Source organism: Cytophaga sp. (assembly GCF_051961495.1).
Lineage (GTDB): Bacteria > Bacteroidota > Bacteroidia > Cytophagales > Cytophagaceae > Cytophaga.
In genome coordinates, this window is sequence record NZ_JBQCDF010000050.1 from 1 (window position 1) to 10028 (window position 10028).

Sequence of the window (10028 nt, forward strand, 5' to 3'; positions counted from 1 at the left end):
GATGCAGTTTTGGTAAAAAAAGATGTTGAAATTGTAATTCGTTTTGATTGAGACCTTTTATGAGAGTTTTCATACCTGAATGTTGATATTTTCCTTAAAAATGAAGCCTGATATAGACTTTTCAATTTTCCAATTAACCAAAATGGATATATATTTGTAAGATTTGGCATTTTTAGTTTAATGAACTAAACCAGTCGCAGCATTTGAAAAATAAAGAACTATGAAATATAAACGTATACTCTTGAAATTGAGCGGTGAATCACTGATGGGTGAACAGAAGTATGGTATTGACAGCCAAGTTCTTATTCGCTATGCAAGTGAAATTAAAGCCATTGCTGATAGAGGGGTAGAAATCACTATTGTTGTTGGCGGAGGCAATATTTACAGAGGTATTGAAGCTGCTGCAACAGGGATTGACCGTGTACAGGGCGATTACATGGGTATGCTTGCAACGGTGATCAATTGCATGGCTCTGCAAAGCGCGCTTGAAAATATTGGTCTGGATACACGATTGATGTCGGGTATTAAAATTGAACAGGTATGTGAATCATTCATCCGCAGACGAGCGATCCGCCACCTTGAAAAAGGACGTATTGTGATGTTCGGTGCCGGTACCGGTAACCCGTACTTCACAACCGATACAGCTGCCAGCTTACGTGCCATTGAGATCGAAGCCGAAGTGGTATTGAAAGGTACACGTGTGGATGGTGTTTATACCGCCGATCCGGAAAAAGATCCTACAGCAACACGTTATTCAAACATCTCATTTGACGAAGCATATGCGAAAGGCTTGAATATTATGGATATGACGGCGTTTACATTATGCAAGGAAAATAATCTGCCGATCATCATCTTTGATATGAACAGACCGGGTAACTTATTGAAAGTACTGGAAGGCGATAGCGTAGGAACATTAGTAAGCTTATAAGAATAACAGATCATTATAAAAGTATTTCAATTATGGAAGAAATTAATTTATACTTAGACGAGGCAAAGGATAGCATGCAGAAAGCTATCAAACATACAGAACTTGAATTATCAAAGATCCGTGCCGGTAAAGCTTCGCCAAACATGTTCGACGGATTGATGGTTGAATACTATGGCGCGTCAACACCATTGGCTCAGGTGGCTACAGTTTCAGTTCCTGAACCGCGTTCAATCACGATCAAGGCATATGAGAAATCAATGGTAACAACGATCGAAAAAGCGATCCGTGATTCAAACATGGGTTTCAACCCGCAGAATGATGGTGACCTGATCCGCATAAACATTCCGCCGCTTACAGAAGAGAGACGCAGAGACCTGGTTAAACAAACCAAGGCTGAAGGCGAAAGCGGTAAAGTGCGTATCCGTAAGATCCGCCAGGAAACAAACGACGAATTGAAAAAATTATTGAAAGACGGTGCTTCTGAAGATGAAGTGAAAAAAGCGGAAGAAGTTGTGCAGGCTTTAACCAACGATACAACCGCCAGGCTTGAAGCATTGGTTGCTGCAAAAGAAAAAGAATTGATGACGGTATAAGTTGTCAATTGAATGATAAAATTAAAAAAGAGTCGTGCTGTAAAGTGCGACTCTTTTTTTTATCTGTTTTATGAATTGAAAATGAACTTATTTACGATACGTATTTATAATACCGCTAACCCAAATGGTATCACCGGGATTTTGATTTGTAAATTGCACATTGTGCAATGTGAGCTTCATAAATTTTGTTCCGCCATTCATAAACATAGGTGAACCGCTTTTTGTTTCAGTAGTTACATTGCCTCACGTTGCTATCCAGCCACCTAATGCTGTACTGTTCATAGACATATGTATGTCATTGCTATAAGGGTTGGAAGTAAATACTATATTCGGTGGCGCGTAAGCTCTGAATTGACCAATATATAAATGATAATCATCGGATGGTGTTGCTGCTTCAACATTAAAGGAAGGATCAAAAGAACCTGAAATATCGGTATTGGTTAACGCCTGGGTAACGGTTGTTTTTCCGCTTCGATTAACAATAACTAATATATTGTGTTCAGGTTTATTGTCTTCTTTTTGACAGCTTGCAAAAATGCCTGCGGATAAAATGATTGAATAGAATAAAATTTTGTTCATAGTTTAAGTGGTTGATATTCGTATGACAAGTAAGAGCAAAGAATCCCCTATGCAGGTTAATCAATTTCAAGATTCTTTGTTTGTCACAAGTGCAAAGAATACCAATACTCCAGTATACAGCATTAATTTTACCCTTCTTTTTTGTTCCCCTGAGATTACTTTTTTACATTTAACTGTATACATCTATGCATGTTAATCCCCATTCTATGTTGCGATTTTTGATTCCGTTTTTATTGCTTTTTGTTTCCGTTTTTTCTTTTGCCCAGCAAACGAAAATTAAAGCCACGAAGCCACCGTACAGATATATTTACGCCGTTACCCGGGCGCAAGCCTGGAAGATTCATTCCGGTCAATACAAGGAAGTCTATACAAAAGACTTCCTAAGCAAGCCCATAGATAGCTTAACCGTATTTGATCAGGTTCCGGGGAAGTATGAAACCGGAAGGTATATATTATTATCTCCGGAAGAAAAGTTCGTTCGTGCACGTTTTATCAGCAGCGATGCGCATACGTCCTATATAATTGAAACACCCGGTGAACTTGGCGTTGCAGTGAAAAATGTTACACACCAGTCGTTACAGGATCTGCAGTTTTATAACGGCGAAACAAAGATTCAGCTCCAGCACAATGGATATTATTATGTCATCCCGCGTGAACTGTATAATAAGCGTCTAATGATCGAATACAAAGAAGAATTGTTTTTTGTAGAAGTACCCAGGACCGTTGATAAAACAAAATACAGCAAAAAGTTGTACGAGAGTAAAGGTGAAGAAGGTTTTATACTGACAGATAAATCCAAATACCACATCGGTGATACGGTGTTTATGAAAGGATATTTTTCATGGTCTTTGTTGCCTAAAAAAACAAAAATTGAATTAGGATATAATAAAAACTACCGGTTTACAACAGTCTTTGAAAAGAAGATTAAAAAAGACGCGTATGGCAGTTATATAACCTACTTTGTATTGCCCGATACGTTACCGGTAGATCAGCAATACCGGATTTACATGGATCAGAAAAGCAGATCCCGAATTACTTATTTTGATATTGAAGATTATAAGCTGGACGATTTTTTATTGGATGCGGATATTGATTTTGACGAAAAGTATCAGGACTCGCTGACGGTTACCGTACAATGTAAAACACCCCAGGGTGATCCGCTCAACGGCGGATATATTTATCTCAACATCGAACCTACATCTGTCCGGCTCACTGGCCCGGAGGAAATGTATGTGCCCTACTGGAAAATAAGAGATAGTATTCAGACAGATGGACATACAGCGTATATCTACAAAACCAAAATGCCCGGGCTGCCATATGGAAAATATGAAATGAACCTTACGGTACAGGTAAGCAACAATGGATTGACAGAAGAAATAAAACAGGAGTTTGATTATTCATACAGGCCTGTTGTAATGACGCATGTCCTGAAAGGCCACGTAATAGAATTTAATCCGTATGCGACATCCGTTTCTCCGACAACAGGTTTTGCAATTTATGGCAGGGGTTATTATGAAAAAGATACCCTGCCTGTTTCCTTTCCTTATGCGGTAGATCTGCAGTACCAGAAAATGCCGCGGGCGTTTCTGGTTGGACAAACGCACATAGAAGTGGATATCGAAGGGGTTGAGAGTGATCCGCTTGATTTTACCTATACAGTTCAGCAGAATGCGATCAATGTTCAGATACATAATCCATTTAAATTACCCTTGTCAGTAAAAAATGAAGCCAGTAAATTCTTATTCCGGAAAGATGATGCTGAATTGGCATTTAAGATTCCGTTGGAAAAAAATCAAATGCTGTATTGCGAATATTTGTTTCAGGGAGAATATTTCCAGAAGCGTTTATTGATCAGTCCGGATTATCAATCATTGATAATTGATGCAGCACTTCCGGATACGATTCAGCCCGGGGAGGCTGTGCAGGGAAACGTGCATGTGCGGGATATCAATAATAAACCACTTAGCGGTGTAAATCTTACTGCGCTGGCGGTTGACAGTCGTTTGGGGCATGAAGAAATTCCCGGGCCGCAGGAACTGATTTCATATGATTATGATATGTTTGCAAATGAGTACGCGGAAAGCGGAAGACAGATCAGTACCACTACCGGAGATACATTAATTCTTAAAAATGTATACGATGCGTATTATCGTTTTTTACATAAAGACAGTGTTAATTATTTTCTTATTCCCGAACCTGCCGATTCGATGACCGAGGCTTTTATCTATGTACAAAAGAGAGACATCAGTATTCGCCCCGGTTATGTATTTGAAGACGATAAGCCTGTGTATTGGTCCGATAATGGCGGAACATCCGTTCAATCTTTTTATACTACCCCAGGTTATCATTCCTATGAAATCCGTTTGCCGGATGAGACGATCTATATGGATAGTATTTTTGTGTACGGAGGATTTAAAAATAACATTCTCATACCGATTGATCGTATTGCAAAAAATAAATTCCGCAGACAATCCCGCCCGAAACGCCTGACAGAAGAGGAGATTGAAACATTGAACCCGTATTTGTATTTCATTAAGGGTAAATATGAATTCGATCTTGTAACAAAAACGAATTTTTATTCAGGCATCCGTTCAATTAAAAATATCATCAATGCAGACAAGGATCTGCATGTTATTGCTGACCCTGGAGATACTGTAATTGTTTATTCGGCTGATTCTGCTTTTAATAAAACAGAGTACGATTATCTGAAACGCCAGCGCTTTGTAAACCTTTCGAAGTACCAGGCCGGCATTGATATGACCGAATTACAAGCCCTTGAACGGCCGGTATATCTTTTACAAAATGAGCCTTGTGATTTTTACAACAGTACGGTTGGCCTGAGTAAACCTGAAATGTATGCTGATTTATATGTGCGCTATTATTTCAAGTATGAAACAATTATAAAACTATTTAATGATAGAGGAGTTATTGCTGTTGATTCAAACAGGAGTAGTTATTATACATATGTGGATTTTTCAAAATTTAACATTGCTGCTGCAGGTGCATATACGCTTCAGTTTTTTAATGCGAAAGGAGAGTTGATAAATGAGCATGCCGTGCAAATTGACGGCACAGGTAATTATTTTACAGAAATAATCAGTGATGTTTGTACCCAGCAAATAAAAGAAAAAACAGCAGCTGATCTTTATTCGAATGAAACACTTCGTTACCCGCCTGCTACGATGTTGTATAGATCAAAATACTCCGATTCGTATTATAGCAGAAGGCGCAGAAGATACGCCAGAGACATCTACTGGAGTGTGTATGGGGGATTTAATATCATGGATACCAAGTCGCAGGGATTAAATACAGGATACCAGTTTGGAGCAGCTATTGGTAAACAGCTTTCTGGCAACCTGCGCGGAGAACTTCGTTTCAGTTATGGTGAAACAGCATTGTCGGCATCACAACCATATCAATATCCATATGCGAAAATCGGTTTAATGGGCTGGTATTCTTTAGTAAAAGGATATGATTTTTCTTTATCACTTGGGTCGGGTATCAGCGGCCAGCAGCGATTGGATGTGTCGGGTAAGAACCGCGCGGCTTCCATACCTGTTGGTGCAGCATTAAAATATTATCAGATTCCGTACACCGAAAGTGTAGGCCTGGAAGTACTATGGAACAAGGCAATTACAGGAACTGATTATTCCTATTTGAACCAGGGGGTATGGGAAGTAAATCTGCGTGTCAACTTTACACTACACGGGCGAGCCCGTGTATGCTGCCCATCCAGTTTCTGGGGGGCAGGGGATGATGTTGGAGTTTATAATTATTCACCTGCATACAAGTGGGATAAAGATTCTCCGGGTTACCTGGGTAATGATTATCAGGGAATATCGCATGGTTTAACAAATAGTGATGCTTATGAAGAAGTTGCAGTTGTTGGGCGTTATAGTAAAAGGATGATCGGTCAGGCAGATTCAACGGCAGCTGTTGAAACATTTGAAAACGTTACTTACGAACAGGTGCGATCAAATTTTTATGACCGTGCCTATTGGGTTCCGTCTTTCACAACAGATAAAAACGGAAACGCAACATTCCGAGCAAACTATCCGGATGCATTGACACACTGGGATAATTATATTCTAGCCTATAATAAAAAACGCCAGTTGAATGTGCGATTCATTCAAAATACTACTTACCTGAATAATTATGTGCAACTGTATGTGCCGCGGTTTGTCATTGCCGGTGATAGTGCAAGCGCCAGTTATCATGTACAATCGGATAAGCCATTCACAGTTAAGAACAGTGTTGACAATACAGCAGCTGGTGAATCAATAGCTGTTGATGGCCATTACTCCTTTTATGTACCGGAGCAAGCGGATACGGTAAGTTGTAAATCAGTATTGCTCGTGGATGATAAGCAAGCAGATGGTGAGCAGCGGCTTATACCGGTATACCGTGCAGGTAATGATATTTATACAGGCATGTATAAATATCTGGTTGGTGATACACTATTGGATATCACAAAGGCAGATACCGTGCTGGAGACAAGGATTTATATTTCTAATAGCCTGCAGGATCTGGCGCGTATACAGTATCAGCAATTGATGGACTATAAATATGCATGTAATGAACAAACAGCCAGTAAACTGATCGGCGCTATCGCAGGCATGCAGCTGAATGGTTCGTATGGAGGGAAAAATCCACAACGCTTTTACAGCAAATTAAAATCGAATATCAATGATGATTACCTGTATGGCTGGTGGGGTGCCGGAAGGACAAGCTTGTCTATCTCTGCTTATGCATTGTATGCGATGCAGCAGTATTATAAGAGTATTGGAATCGATTACGAAAACATTTATGTATCCATGGAAAAAAGGCTGCGTGAATCTGCAGCTTACAATAAGGTTGATTATTTTACTTATTGGCTCATGGAGGAATCAAAACTATCGATGGATGGTATTTTACTGAAATCTGCCGAACCTGCGAACTACAAGGACGAAATTCTGCAGCTGCGCATACGCCAGCTGCAGGGTGATACAATTACGCGTAATGAGATCGAAAAATATGTAGAGAAAACAATTTTAGATAATAAGGCTTTGAATGCAGCAGCACAATTTGAAGCAGCCTGGTATGATCACGAAGCACTTTATCTGGTTATACTTCATAGAATAGCGAAGAATGATTTCCCTGATCTGGCTGCACAGATCCGCAAGGGCCTGGTAGAGAAAGGTTGTCTGTCGGAGTATACGCCGACATATGTGAAGGCATTATTCATTCAGGAGTTCACAGATTTTAACGCAGTACAGAAAAATACTGCCGTTGTGTCCTTTGATAACACTGTTGTTTCCGCATTTCCTTATACAAAGACGATCCAGAATAATACCAGCCATACAATAAAAATAGACGAAGCTGCTGGCATCTATGTTGTAAAAAGTGACAGACAGATCCGCACAACGGCCATGAAGCATGACGGGTTGGACATTGAATATTTCTTTCAGCAGGACGGACAGAAAATTACAGCATTGCAATCCGGTACTGTTGTTGAGCAGGTCGTGCAATTGAATGTTGCCGCGAACTGCTCGTATGTGATGGTTGAAATACCGATTGCGGCTGGCTGTACCCTGGAAGATGTGATCACGTCTAATCCGGATTTGCTAAGCCACAGCGAAACGTTCCGTGATAAAATCATCCTGTACTTTACAGATCTTCCCGAAGGTTCATATACATTCAGGCTTCGTCAGAAAGTTTTATTTAAAGGGCACTATCAGCTGAACCCATGCTCCGTGAACCTGATGTATTTTCCGATGATACAGACGCAGACAGCGGTGCGGAGAATGAAGGTGAATTGATGAGGAGTAGGAGTAATGACAGTATTGAAGCTGTTCGGGATTTGTAGCCGCTGGTCAATTTTATTCATGCAGTTCTTCGGAGTTTGCATTCGCCGCGGCGAACCGAAGCCAGATAAATAAGGATTTGTAATCCCTGTTAAATATGTGATTGCATTCGCCGCGGCAAATGCAAATTCTGAACGGCTTGATAAGAGGCAGTTTTATAGCTTTTTTTCTGTCGGACATGCAATCATGTTGCCGTGATAATGAAAAGTCTGTAGTGCTGCTTAAAACGAGCATGACGGCCCTTGTCTGCTTTTGTGCAGCGAGCGTGTTGTGTGCATGGAATAAGTCCTGCATACTGTCGTGATACTGTGGTCATACATGTTGCATACTTGTACTGTGGTATTTCCATGCTACTTCCATACTATACTCATACTATACTCATACTGTACCCATACTATGCTGATACTATACGCATACTTCAGGCATACATAAACCGTACTTCATGCGGCATCTTTTATTAACATAAGTTTACAGAAACATCTTTTTTTGAAGTGCTGAAAATCAAAAATGACAATCTTCACGAAGCACCCTGGGCGGACCCTGGGCGGAGACCGGGAGGAGACCACAGGGAGCCTACAGGAAACAGCCTGTTTGTCTTGTCCTGAAACAGCCATTGAGTCCTGAAAGAATCCTCACATGCCAGCAATAATCCTTTTTACCCCTAAATCCTGAGAATCCTGATCCGGACAATTGGTTTTTAAAATAAAAGCATTGATATTGAATCGGCTGATTTTTGAATGGATAGACACATAACTATATATCCGATGTTCAAAATTCGGGATCCGATCGCTATCTGGATCTATCCGTTTTATGAGACAGATGGGGTAGTAGTATGAAATATAAATGCAGGCAGGTGCATGTATCCACCACTGGTTAGCGGTAATTCCCCCTAAAGTGGCTTTCATAAATTATATATTTTTAAGTATATTTGTTATAAATGCAAAATAGTTTAAAATATGAACTACACGATGTCATTTCAGGAAAGAGCCAAGTTAGGTTTGGAGCAATTATCCAAACAATCGCCAGTTACTTTAACAATGGCGCTGAAGCAGGTTCAAAAGTTGAAATCACAAAGCAAATCAGAGAACAAGAAACAAAGAGGTTAGAAGTTTTCATTTCAGAAAATGACCTTTGGATAAATGATATTGATTTTTCTCAATATGTAAGTGAAGGTGCCGAACAAAGAGTATTTTTGAAAGATTCAGAGCACGTTCTCAAACTAAATGATGCGATTTATTACAGTTCCTGGAAAGACTATTTTTACAATCTATTATTTCATAATTATTTCTTCACAGATACGGCATACGAACTACTCGGATTTACAAAGGAAAAGGATGTTTTGTATGCGGTCGTTCAGCAATCGTATGTTTCAATTACGCAAGGAACAGACCTCAATCAGGTAAAAGCTTTTCTTGGATCAAATGGTTTTATCAATACCAGGAACAATGATTATTTTAATCCTGAATTAGGTATCATTTTAGAGGATTTGCATGATGAGAATGTTTTAACCAGAAATGATATTTTATATTTCATTGATACGGTTTTTTTCATCACAGATGAGTTTTGGACTGATAGAAAAGACTAAAGATAGCAACAGGATTAATGATTGCTGTTTCCTTTGATAACTTTAATTTTAGTTCATCATATTCCGCACGAAATGATTAGATTTAATTTACGTGCTGGTATAGTGTAGAGGACAGTTCGTCGCTGCAATAACTGCAGCAAATAAAACAACCCATTAGCGGCAATACAGCTCTTCGGAGTTTACATTCACCGCGGGGAACGCTTTTATCTCAGTTCGGTTCGCCGCGGTGAATACAAATTCTGGACAGCTTGAATCTCCAACAGCTGTCAAAACTCAATAACAATCTTGCCGATTGCCTTGCCACTCTCCAGCAGCGCGTGAGCAAGTTTGAAATTTTCAACAGAAAATCCTTTCAATGGATATTTCAAGGTTGAGAATATTTTTTTCTCATCGATCAATTTTGCAATTGTTACCAGTATGTTGTGTTGCTCAATCATGTCTTCGGTTTCAAACATGGAACGGGTATACATCAACTCCCAGGAAAAACTTACACTTTTATT

Annotated in this window: 7 protein-coding genes; 4 read left to right on the forward strand and 3 right to left on the reverse strand. The window is 39.6% G+C overall.

Features of this window, described 5'->3' with window-relative positions; genetic code table 11:
- Nucleotides 1–220: 220 nt before the first annotated feature.
- Together pyrH and frr are read left to right on the forward strand one after the other, a co-directional pair.
- Nucleotides 221–928, forward strand: a complete 708-nt coding sequence (gene pyrH, locus ACTHJT_RS02465; protein ID WP_440236146.1) for a UMP kinase — start codon at nt 221–223, stop codon at nt 926–928.
- A 32-nt stretch (nt 929–960) separates the two neighbouring features.
- The gene (gene frr, locus ACTHJT_RS02470; protein ID WP_440236147.1) at nt 961–1521 is read left to right on the forward strand and encodes a ribosome recycling factor; all 561 of its coding nucleotides are present in this window, start codon (nt 961–963) and stop codon (nt 1519–1521) included.
- Nucleotides 1522–1764: 243 nt separating this feature from the next.
- Here frr and ACTHJT_RS02475 read toward each other — a convergent pair whose 3' ends face one another.
- A complete protein-coding gene (locus ACTHJT_RS02475; RefSeq protein WP_440236149.1) occupies nt 1765–2100 on the reverse strand; it encodes a hypothetical protein in 336 nt (111 codons plus the stop codon).
- Between the two features lie 206 nt (nt 2101–2306).
- Here ACTHJT_RS02475 and ACTHJT_RS02480 point away from each other — a divergent pair, with 206 nt between their 5' ends.
- Nucleotides 2307–7898 (forward strand): alpha-2-macroglobulin family protein, encoded by a 5592-nt coding sequence (locus ACTHJT_RS02480; protein WP_440236150.1) that lies wholly within the window; start codon nt 2307–2309, stop codon nt 7896–7898.
- A 677-nt stretch (nt 7899–8575) separates the two neighbouring features.
- On the opposite strand, the gene ACTHJT_RS02485 is transcribed toward ACTHJT_RS02480, so the two are convergent.
- On the reverse strand, nt 8576–8848 hold the full coding sequence (locus ACTHJT_RS02485; protein WP_440236151.1) for a hypothetical protein: 273 nt from the start codon (nt 8846–8848) through the stop codon (nt 8576–8578).
- A 32-nt stretch (nt 8849–8880) separates the two neighbouring features.
- Here ACTHJT_RS02485 and ACTHJT_RS02490 point away from each other — a divergent pair, with 32 nt between their 5' ends.
- The gene (locus ACTHJT_RS02490; RefSeq protein WP_440236152.1) at nt 8881–9528 is read left to right on the forward strand and encodes a hypothetical protein; all 648 of its coding nucleotides are present in this window, start codon (nt 8881–8883) and stop codon (nt 9526–9528) included.
- Nucleotides 9529–9794: 266 nt separating this feature from the next.
- Here the strand turns inward: ACTHJT_RS02490 and ACTHJT_RS02495 are convergent.
- Nucleotides 9795–10028 (reverse strand): zinc-binding dehydrogenase (locus tag ACTHJT_RS02495; protein WP_440236153.1); only part of this gene is annotated, 234 nt, incomplete at its 5' end.

Coding starts and splice junctions, on each gene's coding strand:
- ACTHJT_RS02475 (WP_440236149.1), bottom strand. CDS start 2,100: ATGAACAAAATTTTATTCTATTCAATCATTTTATCCGCAGGCATTTTT.
- ACTHJT_RS02480 (WP_440236150.1), top strand. CDS start 2,307: ATGTTGCGATTTTTGATTCCGTTTTTATTGCTTTTTGTTTCCGTTTTT.
- frr (WP_440236147.1), top strand. CDS start 961: ATGGAAGAAATTAATTTATACTTAGACGAGGCAAAGGATAGCATGCAG.
- pyrH (WP_440236146.1), top strand. CDS start 221: ATGAAATATAAACGTATACTCTTGAAATTGAGCGGTGAATCACTGATG.
- ACTHJT_RS02485 (WP_440236151.1), bottom strand. CDS start 8,848: ATGAAAGCCACTTTAGGGGGAATTACCGCTAACCAGTGGTGGATACAT.
- ACTHJT_RS02490 (WP_440236152.1), top strand. CDS start 8,881: ATGCAAAATAGTTTAAAATATGAACTACACGATGTCATTTCAGGAAAG.